This window comes from Chryseobacterium sp. JJR-5R, assembly GCF_034047335.1.
GTDB lineage: Bacteria > Bacteroidota > Bacteroidia > Flavobacteriales > Weeksellaceae > Chryseobacterium.
Genome location: NZ_CP139137.1, coordinates 3,531,106 through 3,552,523, shown reverse-complemented (window position 1 = coordinate 3,552,523; position 21,418 = coordinate 3,531,106). Strand labels below are relative to the sequence as shown.

Here is a 21,418-nt window from a genome sequence, read left to right as displayed (position 1 = left end):
CCGGATCTTCGAAGTTAATCCAGCGTGAGCCTGTGTAAAGACCATGCACTCCCGTTATAGACATCCAGGTCAACTTTGGTATTGATTCCGTGAACGATTCCGTTTTCTGTAAACTGCCAGAATTTCCAGCTGTCCTCGGGGGAAGGAGCCGGCACATCATTATAATTGGCCAGCCAGAGCGGGTAATCATCAAATTCGCCTTTCAGGAAATCTTTGTAGTAATGGTAGTAGGTGTAGATAACCGGCTTTTTGCCATAGGTTTCTTCTATTATACGGCACCAGATTTTCAGGTCTTCAATTAATTTCTGATTAGTTTTCCGTTTCGGCACTTTTTCAATATCCAGAATCGGAGGCAGGTCTCCGCTTTCCAGTTTTACGTTTTCCAGAAAATTATTGGCCTGGATAACGGGATCTTCGTCAGCCCGGTAGAAATGATAGGCACCGCGGATCAGCTCATGCTTTTTCGCCTGTTGCCAGAATTCGCTGAAATGTTTGTCGGCATTCCGGTTTCCCATTGTGGCACGCATGATGACAAATTCCAGGGGAATGGTTTTGTTTCCTATGCTCAGGCTGTCCCAGCTGATGTCTTCCGTATTCTGATAGTGGGAAATATCAAAGCCGTATGCTTTATCGAGGTTGCCTGACAGGATTTTCTGGATCCTTAGGGTTTCATTCTCGCTGTTGCTGAGCTTTTTGTGGGTGAATTGATTAAAGTACAGTGCGTAATAATAGCTTACGGACTGCTTCAGATACAACCCGGTGCCGATGAGTGCAACCATAAGAACAGCCAGTATCACGCTGCGTCGGAAAAAGTAAGTTTTCCGGCGGTTCTGATGAATCTTTCTGGCGGTTTTCCTGCTGTACTTTTTCTGCGGCATAAAGTTTTGCAAAACTAACTTTTTTCACTGCCAAATGCTAAATAAAATCTGTAAATTTGTATACTATGGAAACACGCGAAAAGATCATCATTATAGGAGGAGGTTTTGCGGGGCTGCAGCTTGCGAAATCACTGAATAATAAAAACAAGAAAGTACTTGTTTTAGACCGGGTAAACCATCATATGTTTCAGCCTCTTTTCTATCAGGTAGCGTGCGGAAGGATTGAGCCTTCCAATATTTCTTTTCCGTTCAGGAAAATTTTTCAGCGTTCCCGGAATACCCAGTTCCGCCTTACGGAAGTGAGATCCATTGATACGGCCGGTAATAAAGTAATCACAGATGAGGCAGAATTCAGTTATGACAAGCTGATCATCGCCACCGGATGTAAAACCAATTTCTTCGGAAACAAAGATCTTGAAAGCCGTGCTTTCGCAATGAAGAATACACAGGAAGCCATCAGCATCAGAAACCATGTCCTGATGACCTTTGAAAAGCTTATTATTGAGAAAAGCAGGAGTGACGACGGCAACTGGAATATCGTAATCGTAGGAAGCGGACCGACAGGCGTAGAACTGGCAGGGGCTTTTTCTGAAATGAAAAAAGAAATCCTTCCGAGAGATTACCCCTACATGAATTTTGAGCATCTTCAGATTATTCTCATAAGCTCTACAGAAAAGCCGCTGGCCGTAATGAGCAAGGAATCCCAGGAAAAATCTGAGCAGTACCTGAAAGATTTAGGCGTTGTTTTCCTCAGTCAGGAATATGTAACGGATTATGACGGCGATAAGGTATTTATGAAGAGCGGAAAAACCATCCCTTCCAACAATGTAATCTGGGCAGCCGGAGTAACGGGGAATGTGGTAGAGGGATTTCCTCAGGAAAAGCTGATCAGGAACAGGTACATAACAGACCGGTACAACAGGGTAAAAGGCTATGACAATGTTTTTGCCATCGGGGATATTGCCTATATGGAAACCCCTAAATATCCGCAGGGGCATCCGCAGGTGGCCAATGTAGCCATCAACCAGGCGAAAAAATTAGGTAAAAATATTTTAAAGAAAAGCAGCGATAGCTGGGAGGAATATGAATATGAAGACAGGGGTTCCCTGGCAACCATCGGTAAGCACAGGGCGGTAGTAGATTTACCATTTGTTAAATTCCAGGGGCTTTTTGCATGGTATTTCTGGATGTTCCTCCACTTAATGCTGATCTTAAGTGTAAGAAATAAGCTGGCTGTCTTTTTTAACTGGATGTGGAGCTATTTCAATAAAGATTCCTCTCTGCGGTTAATTATTTTGCCTAATAAGAAAAACGAAACATTACAATGAGAATTGATATTATAAGTGTGCTTCCCGAGCTTATGGAGAGCCCGTTCAGGACTTCTATTTTAAAAAGAGCCATGGATAAGGGACTGGCAGAAGTGCATTTTCACCAGCTTAGGGATTGGGCAGTCAACAAACACAGGCAGATTGATGATGAGCCTTACGGCGGCGGGGCCGGAATGGTAATGATGGTAGAGCCCATAGATAAATGCATTACCGGGCTGAAATCCCAAAGGGAATATGACGAGGTTATTTATCTGACACCGGATGGCGTAACCTTAAATCAAAAGATAGCCAATACGCTTTCCATCAAAAATAATCTGATCTTCCTCTGCGGACATTATAAAGGGATTGACCAGCGTGTGAGGGACCTGCATATTACCAGGGAAATTTCCATCGGGGATTATGTTCTTACCGGAGGTGAACTGGCGGCATGTGTATTGGCAGATTCTGTAATCCGGCTGCTTCCCGGCGTTCTGAATGATGAGCAGAGCGCTTTAACAGACAGTTTCCAGGATGACCTTCTTTCACCACCGATTTTTACCCGGCCGGAAGTATACAAGGGACTTGAAGTTCCCAGAATTCTTTTAAGCGGAAACTTCCCGAAAATAGAGGAATGGCGTCATGATGAAGCCGTCAGGATTACTCAGGAAAAGCGTCCTGATCTCCTGTAGAAAACAATATATGGTACTTATTATCCCTATTTTACACACTTATTTTCCATGATAATTCAAAATCGGGATAATAATTTTTTAACTTTAAATTATACTTAAAAATATCATAAAAAAACGTAGATTCACATATGTTATTTCTATAAAAACAGCAATCTGTATTATTGTTTATTTTTGTTTTAATTCCGTTATTTTAATGAAGTGAAAAAAGTTAATCGTTTATATTTGGTAGGGCTTAAAATTTTCTTTCAAATCAACCGCTGTAAATATAAAATTAACCTGAAAATTTTATGAAAATATTAATCGGGAATAAAATAAAATAATAAATTTACATCCTGAATCAAATGATCATTTTTAATGAATTTTAGAAAAGCTTGTTGATGGAGCTATTCAGTTTTTACAATGTTGAAAATTTATTTTTACCAGATCCCAAACCGAAACATAAATCAGATCCGACCTATTCGGGTTTGAGAAATTGGGATGAAAGAAAATATCAGAATAAACTTTCCAGGATAGCACATGTTTTTCAGTTAATAAAAGAAGATAATGGGATGCTGCCGTTCATGATAGGGCTTTCCGAAGTTTCCGGAAAGAAAGTACTGGAAGATCTTGTGCAGCGGAAACCTTTCAATTCTGAATACGGAATCGTACATTACAGCTCCCGGGATCGAAGGAATGTAGATGTGGCATTGCTGTATGACAGGAATAAGATTGAGATCATTCATTCAGAAGCCATTACCTTTTTATTTGGAGCTGAGGACAAAAGCATACAAAACCATGAAACGACCAGAGATGTACTTTACTCAAAAGTAAAATATAAAGAAAAGGAAATTGATATTTTTATTGCGCACCTTCCTTCTCAGCGCGAAAAAGATATGAATGCTCCCAAAAGAGCCTTTATACTTACTGAATTGCGGAAAAGGATTTTGAAGATCATGGACAATGATGAGATAAGTGTAATTCTGTGTGGTGATTTCAATGAAAATCCGGATGATGAAAATGTAAAGAAAATACTCTATGATGACCTGAATAACAGGGTTTTGGAGAATCCTTTCCAGCAGCTGTTTTCAGAAAAGAAATATTCTGCTTTTCATTACAGGTCCGGACTGCTCTTTGACCAGATTATGTTGTCAAAGTCATTTTTCAATAATGTTAAAACACTTTCTTTTCAGGATGCTGAAGTGTTCAGCTCCGGAAAAATCAGCAGCAGGGACAGGAAATTTGAAGGTCGGCCTTTCCGGACGTATTCAGGCACACGGTACCTGGGAGGCTATAGTGATCATTTTCCGGTTTTTGTGAGATTCAGAAACTTATAATAAATACAAAAAAAACATAAACAAAGTATGAAAAATTCAGATGACACAAGCTATCAGCTAGACTCCATTGACAAGGAAATTATTTACATGCTGATGGATAATGCCAAAACATCTTTAGCCCATATCTCTAAAAATATCGGAATATCCACCACTGCAGTGCATCAGAGAATTAAAAAGCTTGAACACGCAGGAGTCATTGAAAATTCAATTTCATTTCTGAACCCCAAAAAAATAGGATATAAAGTTATTTCTTACATAGGTGTTTTCCTTGATAAGCCAAGTCATTACCCGGATATGGTAAAATCTCTAAAAGACATTAATGAAGTAGTGGAAGCACATTATACCACAGGAAATTATACCATTTTTTTAAAAGTACTCTGTAAAGACAATGATCACCTGATGCAGATCCTGAGTAAACTTCAGAAGCTGAAAGGCGTGACCAGAACGGAAACTTTCATATCTTTGGAACAGGGAATTTACAGACAACTGAAAGTATAACAAACAGTATGAACATTGCTCAGTATTTAGATTCAACCTATTTGAAAACACCTCAACAGTCGGGGCTTTCAAATCAGGAAACACTACAGAAAAATAAAGAATTAGCACAGGAAGCTATTGATAACGGAATTCTTGCCGTAATGATCCGTCCGGATTACGTGGCTGAAATTAAAGAATATATCCGTGAGAAAAATGCTGACGTTATCGTAGGAACGGTGATCGGTTTTCATGAAGGAACCTATTCTGTGGAGGACAAACTTGCAGAAGCTTCCGGAGCCATTGCCGACGGCGCAGATGAACTGGACTTTGTCATCAATTATCCGGCTTATCTTAACGGGGACCTGCATACGGTAAAAGAAGAATTTATACAGTGCACGCAACTATGTATACAGCATCATAAAGTGGCCAAATGGATCATTGAGATCGCTGCACTTACAGATGAACAGATCGCTGACCTCACCCGGAATATTTCAGATTGGGCAGAGGCAGACTTCAATGAAAATGACCTGCCGGAAATTTTCATAAAATCCTCAACGGGCTTTTATGAAACAGAGGGCGGCAAGCCGAACGGAGCAACATTTGAAGGCATAAAAATTATGCTTGACCACGCCGGAAAACTTTCTGTAAAAGCAGCAGGAGGCGTAAGAACGCCTGAAGATGCAGAAAAAATGATCAGTATGGGCGTGAAAAGGATAGGGACTTCCTCCGCACTGGCTCTCATAAAAGATCAGTCCGGAACGGAAGGGTATTGAAATAAATGGCAATAAGAAAAAAACAAAACCATCAGATCATCTGATGGTTTATTTTTTATGCCTCTTGCCGGGCTAAATAATCTGAATAAAACGCCTGGGTTTCATTGATTAAGGCATCCATTTCCTCTAAAGTAAAAACCTCCAGGAATTTTTTCCTGAAATCTTTAAAGTGTGGTACCCCACGGAAATAATTGCTGTAATGCTGCCTCATTTCAATCAGGCCTAATTTTTCGCCTTTCCATTCCGCGCTCCATTCTGCATGTTGCCTTACGGCCAGAAGGCGGTCTTCAATTTTTGGCGCAGGCAGGTGCCCACCTGTTTTAAAGAAATGCTTAATCTCGTTAAAAATCCACGGATAACCGATAGCAGCGCGCCCGATCATAATACCGTCACAGGCGTATTTCTGTTTGTATTCCAATGCTTTTTCAGGAGAATCGATATCGCCGTTTCCGAAAATCGGAATTTCAATATTTGGGTTCTGCTTAATCCTTGAAATATGTTCCCAGTCAGCTTCCCCTTTGTACATCTGGGCACGGGTTCTCGCATGGATGGTCAGTGCTTTGATTCCCGTTTCCTGGAGACGTTCCGCCACTTCATCAATGTTGATGGAAGTGCTGTCCCAGCCCAGACGGGTTTTTACGGTTACCGGCAGGCTCGTTGAGCTTACCACTGCTTTTGTCAGACGGACCATTAAATCAATATCTTTCAGTACTCCGGCGCCGGCGCCTTTGCAGACCACTTTTTTTACAGGGCATCCGAAGTTGATATCAACAAGGTCAGGATTCACGGTTTCCACAATTCTTGCGGACATAGCCATGGCTTCCTCGTCACCTCCGAAAATCTGGATGCCTACAGGCCTTTCATAATCAAAAATATCAAGTTTTTTCCTGCTTTTCATGGCATCACGAATCAGGCCTTCGGAAGAGATAAACTCCGAATACATCATATCTGCACCATGCATTTTACATAATCTCCTGAACGGCGGATCACTTACATCTTCCATTGGTGCCAGTAAAAGCGGAAATTCCGGCAGTTCTATATTGCCAATTTTTATCATGGTGCAAATTTACAAAATTCTAAACTTTGAAGATATGATAATGTCTATTAATGTGATGGATGAACCTGAAAGCAGAAATTTGCAGTCAAAGCTGTTCAGGCAGATGGCATTAGAAGCTTGCTTTTACCTGCATGCTTCCGATATGGATCGTTCGTTCCCCGGAACTTCTTCCTTCGTAATTTAAATTCAGCTGCAGGAAAGAATTAATGGCCTGCTGGATAAAAACGCTCCATACCTGGTTTTTTCCGGGCTTCAGCCCGTCCAGCATCTGGTTTCCGACAATACTGAAATTATTACCGTTAAAATTATTGTTGATGAATGAAAAGTTCCCCCTGATGGATGTTTTTCTTCGTTCCCACTGGATGGTACCGGTAACATCAAAAGCTTTTAACAATTCTTCGCCGTCCACACGGTCTTTCTGCCTGAAGGCCGATGAAAGCTCAGCCTGGATGGCATCCGTGAATTTATAGGTAGCCTTCGGCTTGGTTTCGAGATTGTTTAAACGGTAATCCCTCGTTACAAACAATTGGGACGAATTCCGGATATCATGAACTGAGTTTTCCCAGTCGATCCTGAATTCTTTATTAAACCAGTAACCGACATTTAAGAAATGCGATACCTGCTCGCGCTCTTCATTGCTGAAATTGGCATTGATGAGGTTATCATTCGAGATAAAACGGTAGTTCCCGTTCCATCCGGACTTATCGGTAGGACTGAACTGAACCGATGCTAAAATATTCTGGTTTTTAAGGATCTGGTCAGCACTTTTTTCAAAAGGATTCAATACCAGTACCTTGTCTTTTTTATAGAAAGAGTTCTGGGAATTGAGTGAGACGTTAAAATTCCAACGCTTTAAAAACTTATTCTCAGAATTGAATACAATAGAAGGGTTTACAAATAAGGCGAGCTGGATTTTATTTTTATTGGAAGCGATATACCTCACGGAATTGGTGTAGACCCTGATGTATTGTGCCAGATCCGAATATTCTGCGATTTCAAACTCGTCAAGCTGCTGAACGCCGTCGCCGTTATAATCCGTCCATTTGTAAATCCCTTGTCCGTCCGTCACTTTAATATACTGGAATTCACGCTGAGCTTCCTGTCCGTTTCCAAGTTCATAAAAAGCCTGGAGGCGCATCCCGTTCCTGAACAGCTGCTGGTTGTAAAGAATGTTCCCGACTACAAAATCATTGTTTCTGGACACGTCGGCATCCTGGTTCTGATAAAAGAATTTCCGATAGTGCAACAGCGCATTTAAAGTTGTTTTTTCAGTTTTGATCAGCTGGCTTTCTGCCATAAAACCTAAAATATTGTTCATGCTCTGAAGCCTGTTGTCACGGACCGAGTCATTGTCACGCATATAAACTTTGGCCAGCAGTTTGGTTCTTGTGCTGTCACCGATTTTCTTCTGCACAAAAACTTCTTTCCAGCTGAAACTGGTGACATCCATCAGCTGTGTGTCATTGTATTTCTTTTCATTATGCTCCATGCTTCCGCCTAAGGCCCAGCTTCCTTTTTTGCCGGTATACTCAGTTGAAACACCTCCTCTGATGAATTTGGTATCCTGAAGGGTGGCATTGGTATTCAGGTAAGATAAGCTTCCTTTCGTAAATAACTTACCGCTGATCCATCCGAAATCAAGGTCGTTTTTAATCCCTTTATACGTGTCTTCTTCATCAAGGTAATTGATTCTGTAGTTCAGTGTTGATTTATTGTTCCATTTATTGAGGAAACTGAAAATGAGCCTGTTTTGGGTCCTTCCGCTGAATTCCTGGGCCAGGTTGAAATCCCTGGAGAATTCCACGTCGTTGATCCTGTCCAAGATATGGAACTGCCTGTCGATATACTGGTATTCAAAATTCGGGGTTCCTTTCCAGTTATTCCGGGTAAATGTTTTGTTCCCGAAAACCCTCCAGGCATAGCCTATGTTCTGGTCCGAATCTTTTGATGAAAACTGGTTTACATCATAATTGCTCAGGGAAATATCAGCCCCGATCTTTCCGTCTTTCAGCAGGTACTCAGAATTCATCGAGTAGACCTGTGATTTTTCCGGTGAAGGCAGTTTTCTTACCGCCCGGTAATCACCCATATTCGGGCCTACGTACTGGAAAACACGTCCGTTATTGGTGGTCTGGGTAATTTTATATTCTCCGAGATTTGCTCCGAAATAAGTATAGGAAACCGTATATAATGTCTGGGTGGCATCCGTTGAAAATTCGTAATAATTTCCTGCCGGGCTCTGCACAAGCCTGTAAAGGATTTTATTTACGTCATATTCCGCTATAACTCCTGAAGGCGCATACATCAGGTTAGGGTTATTTCCGGCTTCGGCAAGGATCTGCTGGTCTTCTGCGGAGAGATTTAAAGCAAGCGGTGCATTTTTATTGTCATTTTCCATGAACCAGTTGAGCCCGAGCTTTAATTTTTCCCGTTTATGCTCAAGTTTCCCGGTAAACAGATATCTGGAGTAGTTCCTGTTGGTATAATTATAGGAAATGGTAATAAAATTCTGCTGGAAAATAGGGCGGAAGCTGGTAAAAGTTACTTCACCCGTATTGTAATTAATGATATAATCCTGGTTTTCTCCGCGTTTCATTAAAATCCCGTCAATAAAAACCTGCTCGGAACCGGAGATCAGGGTGATAAACTGTTCACCGTTTTTACCCGTTAAACGGTAAGGTCCCTGGTTGCCTTCCACTCCCTGGAAACGGATCCTGTGGAATTCACTTCTTGCCACGCCCATGGAGACATCTACAAAAGTTTTGTTCTCTTTCCCGAATTCTGTCTGGAATTCCAGGCCCATGCTCCGTCTCTGGTATTTGGCAAAATAGTTTTTGGCTTCGATCAGATCCAGGTGCCCTGCCCTGAGGATGGATTTATCCTTGATATTAAGCTGCATGTAAATTTTGTCGAATTCCTCCAGCGTCTGGGTATATCCGTCTGCCTGGATCGGCAGGTTGTGGTCTGAAATACTGGCCAGGATGGTAACGTCCTTTGAAAGCCTTCCGGAAATCTGCAGGTCCATTGAACTCTGCACCGACTGCCCCTGATTGTTCCCGAAAGTAATCCCGCGGATAATCGATCCTTTGGAATTGAGTTCCCCTAGAAATCTTTTTTTATCATTTCTGGCAAGAACCGCTTCATCAACAATGATCTTATTGCTGTTTTTTACAAAGTCGAGGGTGTCTTTTGCGAAAATGTCCTGCTCAAACCTGGCCGCCAGGATGCTGTCCTGGTAAATGGTATCCTGCTTAAGGCTGTCCTGCGGAAGGTTGGGATTTTTCCATGTAAATACCTGGGCATTTCCTGAAAATATGCCTATCAAAAACAAAACGAATATCAGGATACAATTTCGCAAGCTTCTTAAAATAATCCGTAAAAATAACTAAAAATACTTAACGGAAAGGGTTTTAGTATTATTAACAAAAAATTAATCTCTTTATTGTCTTAAATTAAAAAAATGACTTAATTTTGCCCTACAAATTATTAATAATTAAAATTTTACGTTATGAAAAAAGTCTTTACAGTTTTAAGTATTGTTGCTATTTCAACTGCTGCGAATGCGCAAATTGTAATAAATGAAGTGTATGGAGGCGGAGGTAATTCAGGTGCTTCATATAAAAATGATTTTATTGAATTAAAAAATGTTGGGAGCAGTACTGTTACATTAACAGGCGCATTTATTCAGTATGCTTCTGCCGCAGGAACATTTAATGGAGGAACAAACACTCATTCTTTACCTGATATTACTTTAGCACCGGGAAAAACATATCTGATCGCAGAAGCTGGAGGAGCTAATGGTGCAGATCTTCCTACCACTGATGCATCTGGAAGTATAAATTTATCAGGAACAGCCGGTAAGGTTGCTTTAACTTCCAGTGCTACCTCAATTACCAGCCCTACTGCTGCAAGTGTAATTGATTTTGTTGGTTTTGGAACAACTGCTAATCAATTTGAAGGGACAGGACCGGCTCCGGCTCCATCTAATGTCAATTCAATTGCAAGAACATCAGGAGATTCAAATAATAATGCTTCTGACTTTGTTGCAGGAACTCCAACACCTCAAAACTCTGCTTCAGGAAGCTTAGCAGTTACCGATTTATCAAAAGCAAAAGGAACTTTCGTGAAAAACACTTTCGTTAAAACCAACGAAATCACTTTCGGTGCCGAGGCTAAAGATGTAAAAGTGTATAACATGACAGGCCAGATCGTAAAAACAGCTTCTGTAAGAGAAAATGAATCTATGAATGTTGCCGAATTACAGAAAGGGAACTATATCATAACGGGTACAGTAAACAGCAAGCCTGTTTCTCAGAAAATTCTGAAAGACTAATCTAAGTTTTCAGATACCACACATAACAGCCGTTTCTTTGAAGCGGCTGTTTTTATTTATCTGAAAGTTAAGCAGTTTTGGGCCATACCTTATATGTATTCTGTCAACATGGTATCGTTTTTGTAATTTCCAGAGGGTACCAATACACATCATTATGAAAAAAATATCTATTCTTTTAGGCATCGTATCAATAGCGGCATCAGCTCATGCACAGATTGTCATCAGTGAAATCTACGGCGGCGGCGGTGATGCGGGATCTACCTTAATAAATGATTATGTTATTCTGAAAAATACAGGTGCTGAAACCGTTTCTTTACGCGGCGCAACGCTGCAGTATGCAGATGCAGACGGAACTTTCGACCAATATCATATTCTGCCTGATATTACGTTGTCTTCAGGACAGAGTTATCTTATTCAGGAAGGATCAGGTGGGGGAGGAGTCAGCAGCCTTCCGGCTCCGGATTTTATAGCCGGTAATATTTTGTATTTTTATGGTTCCCAAGGCCAAAATGCTTCTGCAGGACTGAACCTCAATATGGCATCAGGTAAAATAGCATTGGCCGGAAATACATTGCAGGTTACCAATACTGATGATGCCCACGTAATAGATTTTGCCGCTTATGGAACATCTGTTCAGTTTGCAGGAACAACGGCAGGCCTTTCCCCTACAGCGGCTACCGCATTTAAAAGAGTACTTGATAATACAGCCGGCACCAATACCAATACTGCTGATTTTATCATAGCTCCTGTAAATCCCGTTAATTCCACAGCCGGAACCCAGGCATTGGCTGATGTGGATTTTAATTATTCAAAATTCAATTTTATCGTTAATCCTTTTGTTAAAGATAACAATGACATCGTTTTTGGCGGTGAAGTGCAGAACGTAAAAATATATGATGAATTCGGGCAGGTGGTCATGCAGTCGCCGACGAAAACTTCCTACGGACTTAACCTTACCGAATTACCGAAAGGGAAATATACCGTAAACGGGATGATCAATAATTCACCGGTTTCCCAAAGAATTGTCAGGGATTGATCCTGTTTCTAATACCAGCCCCTTCTGGCTGCGTTGATAACGGAACCCAGATTGAGAATAAGGGTATATCTTATGCGTCTTGCATAATCTTTGAAGCCTGGCTCGAAACCTAAAGAAGACTGTACCGGGAAATAAATTTCAAGGAAATCCGGAATTACCCTTACTTTTACGCCACTGTCCCAGATAAATTGAGTAGGCCGGCTGCTGTTCTGGTATACACCCGCATCTGCGTAAATATGAAAGATTTTCCAGACGCTTGTGTCTACATTGACGGAAGTGATCCATTTATTTACAGTTCCCGGAATGAATGATTTAAAACCTCCGTCCGCCAGGATGTACTGCTGAGACAAAATACCGCCTGTAGCACTCTGCCCCAGGAGATTATAGGAAAAAGAATAATCTGAAACCCTGGAAATACCATAGTTGAAAGTATTGTTCCGTGTATTGTTTTTGATGAAATACCCTGCAAAAAGCCGCACGCTTAATTTCTGTCTCGGGGCAAATTCCCAACGGTAGAAGCCTTCGGCGGTCACTTTGTTAAAATCTTTCATGAGCTGGGTATTTACACTTAAGCTCTTTTCATGGATGCTCTGGTTATCAGAATACCCATATCCTAAACTCCACAGGTTGTACCGGTCATAATCATTTCTGAGGATCATTTCGGCATTAAGGTCACGCTCAAAATAATTGTAGGAAATACTGATGCCTCGGCTTACGGTACTCCTCGGGTTTTTCCTGAAACTGATATTGGAGTAAACTGATGCTTTTTTATAGGCCAGGTCATAATCATAATGGAACCGGGAGCCTGAAACTCCGAAGGTTAAGCTTCTGATCATGCTCTCTGCGGGCAGGAAAGAATAGGCTACCGCTCCTGAACCTACCAGTTTACCCGTTCCGGTACTGTAGGTAGGCGTAACGGAGTACAGGAATTTCTGATCGAAAAGCGACTGGTTCTTAAAGTTGAACCCGATCAGGAATTTGTCATAGGTATTACTGAAACGTATCCTCGGGTTTATATAGATTTCATTAAATTCAGGATTCGGGATATCTTTGATGAGCTTTAGTTTGACCTTCCTCATGTTTGAAAACAGGCCTTTCGCGTACAGGAAATTATCCCTGTAATTGGCTTCCGGAAAGATGTAGTCATCATTCAGGGTAATCTTATAGACATCCAGGGCAGGAATGGAAACCGTTTTTGTCTTATCCTCACCGGCAGTATCAATCCAGTATTCCTTTTTTTCGCCCTCTCTTGTTTCTGTCTGCAGTTTCACAGAAATTTCTTCCAGTGTGTTTTTACTGATTTTAACGTTTAGGGAATCTCCTTCCTTTTTAAATCTTTTGAGCTTGAAATTTACTCTATTTTTGTGCTGTATAAAATCCTGGAGATAGGCATTCCGCTTATCTTTTTCAGCCAGTTCTTTTAGAAATTCCCTCGGATCTGTTTGTTTGTCTGTATTTTTAGAAATGAACTCCTGTACCAGATCATCAAAATTTTCATAGCCCATTTTATCTGCTGCGTAACTGAATAAAGTCCCGGTTTCAAAGTTACTGATCGCCATATCATTGAAATTGCTCAGGACAGCATATTTCTCATCAATTTTCTGATCCAGATTCTGGGACATGATGTACTGATAGGTCAGGCCGTAGCGCTCGGTAAGCTTTACGTTCGAGGCATGAAACAGCTTTAAGGGTTTTATCCCGAAAATTTTGGTTTCGGGCAGTGCCCCCAGCAGTTTGGTATCCGGATAGAATTTTTTTAAATACTGGATTTCAAGGTAAGATTTTAAACCGTTTTTAAACCAGTGGTTATTCTGTTTGTCCGTAATGATACTTTCATCCAGAATTTTCTTGGCAATGATCCCGAAGTAATCCAGATCAGCTTTTTCCGCATCAGTAAAAAGCTTGAACCTGAACTTCCAGAAGGAAATGTCATTATTCCCGAAAAAGTCTTCTTTAGACCTGAACTTTTCAGAAATAAAAAGCCTTTCCGGAACGAGACCGGTTTTTTCCTTGATAAATTTTAACTGCAGAGGAAGGTAAAATTCAAGGTTCTGCTTTTCCTCCGGCTTCAGATTGTAGCCGAATTTTATTTCGGTATCCGTACCGTCAGTATTGACTCTTATGGACGGATATTCATTCTGGGAAATCAGAAATTCCGGATCTGAGTCAAGATAACCCTTAAAGGAATTCATCTGGACCTGCTGCAGGTTGCTTTCAATAAAATAATTAACCGGAAGGTCAAAATTTACGGTCCAGTAGGTGTTGAAGTTTACAGCTTCCTCAATATCCACATATTTCCTAGTGGAAATATTGTCCGGATCAAAGTGATCCGGAACAATAAAGAAGTATTTTAAGGCCACCTGGGTATCAGAAGTTCCGTAGCCGGTAAATTTCCGGTCGGGAAGCTGGATCCGATAGTGCAGCTGAAACTTTATTTGCGCTCCGGGTGCCAGTGCTTCTTTTAAAGGAAGCATAAGGTTTTCATCAGAAATTTCGTTAACAGGTATTTCCTGATCAGCATTTTTTACCTGTAAGCTTATTAACTTTCCAAGCTCGTGCTGCTCTGCAAAATGGAGATCCGTATTCCGGTCTTCCAGTTTTCTGTAGACCAGCGAAGTCTCTCTTCTGTTATAGGCAGAAACCCAGTTCAAAAGTTTTACCGTCTGTAAATCCTTTCCGGAATGGTTGTGATAGGCCAGTTCTTCATTTACATCAAGCATCCTTTTATCTGAAGACAATCTGGCTTCAATATAAATGCTGTCTTTCTGTGCAGAAACTTCTGCAACACCCACAAATAAAATAAGACAAATGCTAATCTTTTTCAATATTCCTGATAAAACATCAAATATAACTTATTTTTAAGATATTTAATCCGGAGTATTTAGTTTTGGATTGATTTTTTTTCTAAAGAATCCAAGTAAGCTTTCCAGCCTTCATTTTTGTATGTAACTGCAGCTTCAGCAGGGTTTTCAGATTTATAAATTCCTCTCCCCACGATGATGAAATCTGTATGGAGCATTTTAAAAACATGTTCAGGGGTATTGTACTGCTGACCTTTCCCGTCACCTGAGTCCGCCAGATTCACTCCCGGAGTAAAAAGCAGCATTTCTTCAGGAAGCGGGTTTTGTGAAACACCTCCGATTACGTTAGGATGGGACGAAGCTACTTTCAATGCTTCTTCCCGGTAACTGGAAGTGGTTAATGCTCCTTTTGAAGACATCCCGATAATGGCTACAACGCCTACATTCCTGAAGCAGTCCAGCGATTCAAAACCTCCGATTACTTGGGAAGTCACAAAATCTGCCCAATCCGTGATGTTGAAAATTCCGCTTGTAAACTGAAGCTCCTGGGTGTTCCCGATATCTGCAAACTTACGGTCTTCCATCAGGAGGAAATTGTGTTTTGCGGCCAGTTCTTTTAACGGCGTAATGGTTTTTTCATATTCAAAATCAGAGATGATATCAACATGGGTTTTCAGGGCAATGATATGAGGGCCTACCTTTTCAGCAAGATCCAGCAATTCCCGGGTCGTGGTTACGTCTGCGGAAGCAATCAGGTTAGACTGTTTGGCTAGAGCGGTTTCCAGCAGTTTTTTAGAAACGGAATGCTGTGCGGTATCCAGTTTCTGTTCATAGGAGCATCTTGTCTTCTCTTCAAAATTGATATGGTTGCCCTTTAAAAAGTCCTGGATTCTTTTCACTTCGTCATCTGACAGTTCTCCTGTTTCTTTAAGAATCGTGCAGACCTCCGAAATATTGAAAAGGGTATGAACGCGGTAGCCTCTGCTTTCAAGAAGCTGTTTTCCGCCCTGCTCCCTGTCTAAAACCACCACAATGTCAGCTACTTTAAGATCTTCCTGCTCTACTTCGGCAATGGTTTCGATCAAAGATTTCCCTGAGGTAATCACATCTTCCACCAATAAACAGTTCTGCCCTTTCTGGTAGATGCCTTCAATCAGCTTTTTGGTGCCGTAGTTTTTGGCTTCTTTTCTTTTAATAATTAACGGAATGTAACTTTCCAGAGACATGGCAGTAGCCATTGGAAGGGCTGCATAGGGAACCCCGCAGATCAGATCAAAATTATCCAGAGGAAGCATTTCCAGCAAATAATTAGCCAGGTTTTTCAGGATTTTAGGATCTGATGCCAAAGGCCGTAAGTCTACATAAAACGGACTTTCAATGCCGCTTTTCAGGATAAATCTCCCGAATTTGATAATGCCCAGTTTATAGCACTCCAGGAAAAATTCTTTTTTACTTTCCATTAATTTTTTATTAGATGTTGCAAATTTAAGGATTTGATATGAAGACTGAAAGGTTCAGGTGTCAATTGTAGGCTTACTTTACAGGTAAATAGTGAATTAAAACAGATGTTAAATTAAAAAGAAAGAGTTCAGGTCTTTTATATTCACAAAAAACCATCCCTGAGGATGGTTTCATTATTTTACGATTTCAGCGTCGATTACTTTTGCACCGGCTGAACTGTACTTTTTCTCGGTTTCCCACATCAGGAACTTATCCACTTCTTTTACCAGCTTCGGGATAACCAGCGACAGTACGGCAAGGTCATCCATAATTCCTAAAACCGGTAAGGCGAAATCCGGAAGGAGGTCAATAGGAGAGATGACATATAGCAGTCCCAACATAGGCAGAATGATATCAATGGATCTTACCGGGTATTGCCCTTTTTTCCACATCTTTACCATCCTGAAAATATCAGGAATCTTTCTGATAAACCCCCTGTGGCTAATCGCTTCTTTCGCCAGATTCAGTTTTGAATACTTCATTTTTGGTGTTTGATTAAATAATTTTTCAGAACTGTATATTTCTCAAATTCTGTACCAACTTATTATAATGTTAGTTAAAAGATTATTTAATAATATTATCGATAAACTGGTGTACGGATTCCGTATTCCAGTCTCTTGAAGCATCTTCCTTAATGATGATCCTGCCGTTTTTATCCAGCAGGTAAGTTGTAGGGAAAACTTTCGGCAGGATTTTTTCGGAGATCGGGCTCTGGGCGATATATACCGGGACATCATAGTTGTTTTCCTTAAGGAATTTTCTTACGGCTGCCTCTTCGTCGTTCATCGCGATTAATACGAAATCCACATGATCTTTTCTCGTCTCATATAATTTCTGGATAGAAGGCCATTCTTTTCTGCACGGAGGGCACCAGGTTCCCCAGAAATTCAGGAAAACGGCCCGGTTCTTAAATTTTTTAAGATTGGTGCTGGGCGTGTTGATCCCCTGAAGTTCAATATCATAATCTTCATCGCCTACATGAACGGCATTTTCAATGGCGGCAACCGGAAAGAAGGCGTCCTGTAATTTTTCTTTCACGCCCGGAACAAAAGCAATTACTCCGATAATGGCAATCAATACAAGATAAATGATGTTTTTTTTCATTTTAACTTTTAATAAGAATTACAGCAGTTCCAGGATTTCCTGAACTGCATCTTTACCTCTGTTTTTGGCATAGTATAGCTGCAGCTCATTATAAAAAAGGTCTTTCGTATAATTTTCAGGGTCTGCCTTATGTTTCATCAGCAGTTCTTTTCCATATTGCGAACGCGGTCCCCAGGAATTTTTCACGGTAAAATCATTATCCAGGATAATGACTTTCGGGATAGATTCAGTTCCGTTGGTAAGGAACTGACTGATTAAGCTTTTGTCACTGTCCCTGAGAAAGATCCTGACTTCATTTTTACCTTCAAAAAATTTAACCAATGCAGGAACGGTTGCGCTTGCATCGCCGCACCATACTTCTGAAACAATCAGGATTTTTCCGTCAAAACCTTTGGCTTCAAGTTCTTTCAGCTGGTTTTCGTCCGGAACGTATTTTTTTAACGTTCTTTCAATTCTCTGGAGGCCGAGCTGGTAGTATTGCTTGTAATCGGTTTCCTGTTGCGTTGCAGGATAGGCCAGTCTCTGTTTTCCGGTTTCCACATACTCCTCAAAAGAGATGCTTTTTTCCCAGTAATTTTTCATTTCTAAAATATTTATATTTAAAAATTATTGATATTTCTTGTTTTGTTGATCAGGAATAAATCTGCCAGCACAAAAGCGGCCAGGCTTTCCACAACGGGCACTGCTCTCGGAAGCACACAGGGGTCATGGCGCCCTTTTCCTTCCACAATAACGGGATTCCCGTATTTATCCACACTTTCCTGAGGCCTCAGGACCGTTGCCACAGGTTTGAAGGCTACGCGGAAATAAATATCCATTCCGTTTGAAATGCCACCCTGGGTTCCTCCTGAAAGATTGGATTTCGTAGTAAAATCTTCATTGAACAGATCGTTGTGTTCTTTTCCGGTCATCTTTGCTCCGCAGAAACCGCTTCCGTATTCAAAGCCTTTTGCCGCATTGATGTTGAGCATCGCTTTGCCCAGTTCTGCCTGGAGTTTTGAAAAAACGGGTTCGCCGATTCCTGCAGGGACGTTTTTAATCACGCAGGTAATGGTTCCGCCGATGGTATTTCCTTCTTTTTTGATCTCTTTGATCCTGGCAATCATTTTTTCAGCAGTTTCCGCATCCGGGCAGCGGACTTCATTGCTTTCGGTTTTTGAGAAATCAAGTGCCTGATAAGGTTTTTCGCAGAAAATTTCCCCTACGGAAGACACATAAGCATTGATTTCTATATCTGATAACAGTTGTTTTGCCAAAGCGCCTGCAACTACCCAGTTGATGGTTTCCCTGGCTGAAGATTTTCCGCCGCCCCGGAAATCCCTCACTCCGAATTTCCGGTCATAGGTAAAATCGGCATGGCTCGGACGGTATGATTCCGCAATATGGTCATAGTCCCCGGATTTCTGGTTTTCATTTTCTATGATAAATCCGATAGGCGTTCCGGTTGTTGTGCCTTCAAAAATGCCTGAAAGAAATTTTACCGTATCGCTTTCTTTTCTTTGGGTTACAATAGCAGACTGGCCGGGTTTCCGGCGGTCCAGTTCATTTTGGACAGCTTCGAGATCAACCGCCAGGCCTGCCGGGAAATTATTGATAATCCCGCCATACGCCAGGCCGTGGCTTTCTCCGAATGTTGTAAGGCTGAGTAAATTGCCTAAGGTATTTAACATGAGGTAAATTTACAGCTTTTTCTTCAGATGTAAAGTATTGCCTGATTTGTTCTATTGATATGCATTTTTAACAGAACGGATTACCCGTTCCGCTTCCTTTTTTTCCTTTGCGTTCAGCTTTTTCCAGATAAATCCTTTGCTGAGATCCTTTTTGTCTGTCATTTGTGGAAAAATTCCGGCTTTAATATGATCAGAAAGATAGCTTTCTGAAACAGCCGGCAACGGTGTGTCAAAACTGTAAGGGTATTTTTTGGAAACATTGAATTTAAAATTTCCTATTCTGTATGACTGAAATGAATTATAGTGATATGTGGAAGGCCTGTACAGCTGTTCTTTTTCAAATTTACCCATAAAGTTTCCCAGATTAAAACTGGGGACATAGGTCTGAAGGATAGTGGGCGCAGTCAGGAATGCAATAAAAACCGAACTCAAAACAGCACATACGGCAACTGATTTTTTCCGGTTGAAACAATCAATGAAAACGATAAAAAAGATCACGAAAAAGACATCAAGAAAAAACCGGTACTGGGCAGAAAACATCAGTACGAGAATACTTTTAATGAGTATTGAGACTAAGATAAAAGTATAAATCCTTCTCTTTTTTTTAAGGGAATATACGGTAAAAGCTCCGAGGCTTATGATAAAAAAAATGTTGATCTTAGATTTTATTCCTTCTAAAAACAGCCAGTTCCTGATATAATCCCAAAAGGGAAAAGACTGAATTTCCTGATAGGAATACTGCATATCATAGGTCTTCTGGATTGCATATTGCGAAGACATCTGTAAAACTTCGTGGGCAGGCTGCCAGCTTATTCCTAAATCTCCTAAGGCAACCGGAAAAACAGGATATCCGAAAGTATAAATATTCTTAATGAAAAACAATAATCCGATTAAAATACCCGGAATTAAGGTTTTTAAATCTGATCTGATAATAAAAACAGCGTAAAGCAGGCCCAGCACCGGCAGCCATATCATCGTTGGCTTGATGGTAAATACAAAAACCGAGAAAGCAAAGAGTACTGCGGTATTTTTATTTTGGGTTAAAATTTCATTTAAAAGAATCAGCGAAAAAACAATTACCGGTAAATCCGGGCTTGGCGACTGGGAAAATAATAGTAACACCGGAATGAAGCACAGATGGATCCAGCTTTTATTTTCTGTGATATATAAAGCATAAACAATAAGCAGAACTGAATTCATCCTCAGAAACGGATCCGAAAAATTAGAAAATCCGGACTGGAAGATATGCCAGACTGACATCTGTCCCAAAGTAAGGTCTACATTTGAAATCCCCCTGACAAGCCCGAATTCCGTCAGCCATTTTATCGTCGGCACATAATACCCGAAATGATCCAGAACATATGGGTAAAATGACCCGCAAAAGGAAATAATGAGTGCAATGAATAAGAGTAGCTGATAGTCTCCGGCTTTAAACAGGTGCAGTTGCCGAAATACACTGTTCCTGAAAAAGAAGAACAAGCCTGCCAGAATAACAGGGATCTCTGCATAAATATTCAGAGGAATAAAAAAAGCAAGGATTGTCCAAAATAAGCTGATTCCAAGAATCCCCAAAAGTGCCTTCCCGGAAATCCCCTGGATAAAAGAGCCTGTAAATTTCTGAAACAGATCGCCCCAGCCCATGAGGATAGGAAGAATGAATATTGTAGAAAGCAGAATTACGACCATAAAAAAGATTGCCTAAAAATAAGCAATCTTTCTATGTTAACGTTAAATTATATTTTATCTGGGCTGTACCCTGCCGTCTTTTCTGTCACCTGACCTACCGATAGTATATCCTGTTGCACCACCTACGACACCGCCTATAACTGCTCCAAGCCCTCTGTTTTTCTTGGAAATAATAGCTCCGGCTGCCGCACCGCCCACTGTACCGATGATGGTACCTTTTGCCGCTTTACTCATGCCCTTTTTCTGGGTGGTAGTTCCTTGGGAAGAACTTGTCCCGTTATTTGCATATGTTCCGTTATTGCTGCTTGAACTCGGTCTGTCTCTGTATACCGTGCGCGTTTCTCTTATCACCTGAGGTTTTGCATTGGCAGCTACTGTTCTTGCTTTCTGAACTTCAGTAATGCTGTCTGCTTTCTTCTGAGCTTCATAAGCCATTTTTTCTTTTTCTATAGCTAATTTCTGCTTTTCAATTTCAAGCTGCCTCATCTGAAATTCCATCTTCTGCTGTTCCAGGGACCTTTCGGCAACCTGATCATCTTTTTTACAGGCAGTCAGTAAAAAAACCGACAACAAGCCTGTCACCACTATACTTTTCATAATTCAAATTTTAATTTAATAGATGCTAAAAGCATAACTCTGATATAGGGTTATTTCAATAATAAAGCCAAAATGCAGTTAAGTAATGTTAAATGTCAAAAAAGATTGCAGAATTGATATTAAATGAACGGTCTAAATGATATTAAATTCATTAATATAAAAAGTGTTATCATAGAAAATGCAGACAATGCAAAAGC

General features: G+C 40.7%; 18 protein-coding genes. 7 read left to right on the top strand and 11 right to left on the bottom strand.

Features of this window, described 5'->3' with window-relative positions; all coding sequences use genetic code 11:
* Positions 1 to 14: 14 nt before the first annotated feature.
* On the bottom strand, positions 15 to 878 hold the full coding sequence (locus SD427_RS15645) for a glycoside hydrolase family 25 protein (protein ID WP_320558727.1): 864 nt from the start codon (positions 876 to 878) through the stop codon (positions 15 to 17).
* A gap of 65 nt (positions 879 to 943) precedes the next feature.
* Between SD427_RS15645 and SD427_RS15640 the strand changes: the two genes are divergently transcribed.
* The 5 genes from SD427_RS15640 to deoC all read left to right on the top strand — a co-directional run bounded on the left by SD427_RS15640 (position 944) and on the right by deoC (position 5,437).
* Positions 944 to 2,206 carry an NAD(P)/FAD-dependent oxidoreductase gene (locus SD427_RS15640; protein ID WP_320558726.1) on the top strand — a complete coding sequence of 421 codons (1,263 nt, stop codon included), beginning with the start codon at positions 944 to 946 and terminating at the stop codon, positions 2,204 to 2,206.
* Positions 2,203 to 2,874 (top strand): tRNA (guanosine(37)-N1)-methyltransferase TrmD, encoded by a 672-nt coding sequence (gene trmD, locus SD427_RS15635; protein WP_320558725.1) that lies wholly within the window; start codon positions 2,203 to 2,205, stop codon positions 2,872 to 2,874. Before SD427_RS15640 ends, trmD begins: the two co-directional genes overlap by 4 nt.
* Before the next feature lie 377 nt (positions 2,875 to 3,251).
* A complete protein-coding gene (locus tag SD427_RS15630) occupies positions 3,252 to 4,187 on the top strand; it encodes an endonuclease (RefSeq protein ID WP_320558724.1) in 936 nt (311 codons plus the stop codon).
* Positions 4,188 to 4,214: 27 nt separating this feature from the next.
* Entirely contained in the window at positions 4,215 to 4,685 is a 471-nt protein-coding gene (locus SD427_RS15625; protein ID WP_320558723.1) for an Lrp/AsnC ligand binding domain-containing protein, read from the top strand.
* 8 nt (positions 4,686 to 4,693) lie between these two features.
* The gene (gene deoC, locus SD427_RS15620) at positions 4,694 to 5,437 is read left to right on the top strand and encodes a deoxyribose-phosphate aldolase (RefSeq protein WP_320558722.1); all 744 of its coding nucleotides are present in this window, start codon (positions 4,694 to 4,696) and stop codon (positions 5,435 to 5,437) included.
* 55 nt (positions 5,438 to 5,492) lie between these two features.
* Here the strand turns inward: deoC and dusB are convergent, their stop codons facing one another.
* Both dusB and SD427_RS15610 read right to left on the bottom strand, forming a co-directional pair.
* Entirely contained in the window at positions 5,493 to 6,494 is a 1,002-nt protein-coding gene (dusB, locus tag SD427_RS15615) for a tRNA dihydrouridine synthase DusB (protein WP_320558721.1), read from the bottom strand.
* Between the two features lie 109 nt (positions 6,495 to 6,603).
* Positions 6,604 to 9,816 carry a hypothetical protein gene (locus tag SD427_RS15610; protein WP_320561050.1) on the bottom strand — a complete coding sequence of 1,071 codons (3,213 nt, stop codon included), beginning with the start codon at positions 9,814 to 9,816 and terminating at the stop codon, positions 6,604 to 6,606.
* Positions 9,817 to 10,002: 186 nt separating this feature from the next.
* Between SD427_RS15610 and SD427_RS15605 the strand changes: the two genes are divergently transcribed.
* Positions 10,003 to 10,827 carry a lamin tail domain-containing protein gene (locus tag SD427_RS15605; RefSeq protein WP_320558720.1) on the top strand — a complete coding sequence of 275 codons (825 nt, stop codon included), beginning with the start codon at positions 10,003 to 10,005 and terminating at the stop codon, positions 10,825 to 10,827.
* Between the two features lie 154 nt (positions 10,828 to 10,981).
* Positions 10,982 to 11,863: a lamin tail domain-containing protein gene (locus tag SD427_RS15600; protein WP_320558719.1), complete on the top strand. Its 882-nt coding sequence runs from the start codon at positions 10,982 to 10,984 to the stop codon at positions 11,861 to 11,863.
* A gap of 8 nt (positions 11,864 to 11,871) precedes the next feature.
* Here the strand turns inward: SD427_RS15600 and SD427_RS15595 are convergent, their stop codons facing one another.
* The 8 genes from SD427_RS15595 to SD427_RS15560 all read right to left on the bottom strand — a co-directional run bounded on the left by SD427_RS15595 (position 11,872) and on the right by SD427_RS15560 (position 21,221).
* Complete coding sequence (locus tag SD427_RS15595) at positions 11,872 to 14,688, bottom strand: aminopeptidase (protein ID WP_320558718.1); 2,817 nt, start codon at positions 14,686 to 14,688, stop codon at positions 11,872 to 11,874.
* Positions 14,689 to 14,744: 56 nt separating this feature from the next.
* Positions 14,745 to 16,124, bottom strand: a complete 1,380-nt coding sequence (gene pyrF / locus SD427_RS15590) for an orotidine-5'-phosphate decarboxylase (RefSeq protein ID WP_320558717.1) — start codon at positions 16,122 to 16,124, stop codon at positions 14,745 to 14,747.
* Between the two features lie 174 nt (positions 16,125 to 16,298).
* Positions 16,299 to 16,646 carry a YkvA family protein gene (locus SD427_RS15585; RefSeq protein WP_320558716.1) on the bottom strand — a complete coding sequence of 116 codons (348 nt, stop codon included), beginning with the start codon at positions 16,644 to 16,646 and terminating at the stop codon, positions 16,299 to 16,301.
* Positions 16,647 to 16,728: 82 nt separating this feature from the next.
* Positions 16,729 to 17,268, bottom strand: coding sequence for a TlpA disulfide reductase family protein (locus SD427_RS15580; RefSeq protein ID WP_320558715.1), 540 nt, complete (start codon positions 17,266 to 17,268; stop codon positions 16,729 to 16,731).
* 18 nt (positions 17,269 to 17,286) lie between these two features.
* A complete protein-coding gene (locus SD427_RS15575) occupies positions 17,287 to 17,850 on the bottom strand; it encodes a thioredoxin family protein (protein WP_320558714.1) in 564 nt (187 codons plus the stop codon).
* 17 nt (positions 17,851 to 17,867) lie between these two features.
* The gene (gene aroC, locus SD427_RS15570; protein ID WP_320558713.1) at positions 17,868 to 18,938 is read right to left on the bottom strand and encodes a chorismate synthase; all 1,071 of its coding nucleotides are present in this window, start codon (positions 18,936 to 18,938) and stop codon (positions 17,868 to 17,870) included.
* A 51-nt stretch (positions 18,939 to 18,989) separates the two neighbouring features.
* Positions 18,990 to 20,624: an LIC_10190 family membrane protein gene (locus SD427_RS15565; RefSeq protein ID WP_320558712.1), complete on the bottom strand. Its 1,635-nt coding sequence runs from the start codon at positions 20,622 to 20,624 to the stop codon at positions 18,990 to 18,992.
* 54 nt (positions 20,625 to 20,678) lie between these two features.
* Positions 20,679 to 21,221: a YMGG-like glycine zipper-containing protein gene (locus tag SD427_RS15560; protein WP_320558711.1), complete on the bottom strand. Its 543-nt coding sequence runs from the start codon at positions 21,219 to 21,221 to the stop codon at positions 20,679 to 20,681.
* Positions 21,222 to 21,418: the final 197 nt, after the last annotated feature.

Coding starts and splice junctions, on each gene's coding strand:
- SD427_RS15645 (WP_320558727.1), bottom strand. CDS start 878: ATGCCGCAGAAAAAGTACAGCAGGAAAACCGCCAGAAAGATTCATCAG.
- SD427_RS15640 (WP_320558726.1), top strand. CDS start 944: ATGGAAACACGCGAAAAGATCATCATTATAGGAGGAGGTTTTGCGGGG.
- trmD (WP_320558725.1), top strand. CDS start 2,203: ATGAGAATTGATATTATAAGTGTGCTTCCCGAGCTTATGGAGAGCCCG.
- SD427_RS15630 (WP_320558724.1), top strand. CDS start 3,252: ATGGAGCTATTCAGTTTTTACAATGTTGAAAATTTATTTTTACCAGAT.
- SD427_RS15625 (WP_320558723.1), top strand. CDS start 4,215: ATGAAAAATTCAGATGACACAAGCTATCAGCTAGACTCCATTGACAAG.
- deoC (WP_320558722.1), top strand. CDS start 4,694: ATGAACATTGCTCAGTATTTAGATTCAACCTATTTGAAAACACCTCAA.
- dusB (WP_320558721.1), bottom strand. CDS start 6,494: ATGATAAAAATTGGCAATATAGAACTGCCGGAATTTCCGCTTTTACTG.
- SD427_RS15605 (WP_320558720.1), top strand. CDS start 10,003: ATGAAAAAAGTCTTTACAGTTTTAAGTATTGTTGCTATTTCAACTGCT.
- SD427_RS15600 (WP_320558719.1), top strand. CDS start 10,982: ATGAAAAAAATATCTATTCTTTTAGGCATCGTATCAATAGCGGCATCA.
- pyrF (WP_320558717.1), bottom strand. CDS start 16,124: ATGGAAAGTAAAAAAGAATTTTTCCTGGAGTGCTATAAACTGGGCATT.
- SD427_RS15585 (WP_320558716.1), bottom strand. CDS start 16,646: ATGAAGTATTCAAAACTGAATCTGGCGAAAGAAGCGATTAGCCACAGG.
- SD427_RS15580 (WP_320558715.1), bottom strand. CDS start 17,268: ATGAAAAAAAACATCATTTATCTTGTATTGATTGCCATTATCGGAGTA.
- SD427_RS15575 (WP_320558714.1), bottom strand. CDS start 17,850: ATGAAAAATTACTGGGAAAAAAGCATCTCTTTTGAGGAGTATGTGGAA.
- aroC (WP_320558713.1), bottom strand. CDS start 18,938: ATGTTAAATACCTTAGGCAATTTACTCAGCCTTACAACATTCGGAGAA.
- SD427_RS15565 (WP_320558712.1), bottom strand. CDS start 20,624: ATGGTCGTAATTCTGCTTTCTACAATATTCATTCTTCCTATCCTCATG.
- SD427_RS15560 (WP_320558711.1), bottom strand. CDS start 21,221: ATGAAAAGTATAGTGGTGACAGGCTTGTTGTCGGTTTTTTTACTGACT.